The 523-nt window shown below is 67.1% G+C and carries 1 pseudogene; it reads right to left on the bottom strand.

Annotated elements, in window-relative coordinates:
• Window positions 1-147: 147 nt before the first annotated feature.
• Window positions 148-507: pseudogene (locus J7392_RS24165) on the bottom strand (peptidase); the annotation flags it as partial.
• Between the last annotated feature and the right edge of the window lie 16 nt (window positions 508-523).

The following is a 523-nucleotide window of genomic DNA, read 5'->3' as shown; positions in this document are numbered from 1 at the left end:
AGCCTTGGCCCAGCAAGCGTTGATCCACCAACCGCCCAAGGCTCGCCCCCACCGCGCGGCCCACCGCGACCGAAGACAGCCCCGCCAGCGTGCCCCCAATGGAGCCGCCAACCGCCGCCCCCGCTGCCGAAAGAACAATCGTCGCCATCAGGAGACCTCCTTAGGAAATACAAATCGCGCCACGATGCGCCGCTGCCACGGCGGGCTGAGCGGGCTTTCCACCACCCCGTGCCGCGCATAGGCGTGGATGAAACTGGCGCTGACCCCGACGCGCGCCTGCAGCCCAAGGTGCTTTGCCACCGCGCCCTGCCGCAATCGGAAAAGCAGCACGTCACCGGGGGCCGCATCACCGCTGTCTTTCATCGCCATGTGTCGCAGCGCCGCTGCCCAGAGCCGCTCCTGCCCCTGCGGCTCGGACCAATCCATCGAATAGGGTGGCACCGCCTCAGGCTCCGCGCCAAGCAACTCCCGCCAAAGCCCCCGGATCAGCCCCAGACAATCTCAACCCTGTCACTTATACACA

The sequence above is a fragment of the Sulfitobacter sp. R18_1 genome, from assembly GCF_017743915.1.
Classification (GTDB): Bacteria; Pseudomonadota; Alphaproteobacteria; order Rhodobacterales; family Rhodobacteraceae; genus Sulfitobacter; species Sulfitobacter faviae.
The sequence above is the reverse complement of the archived record's forward strand: the minus strand, read 5'-3'. Positions and strand labels throughout refer to the sequence as shown.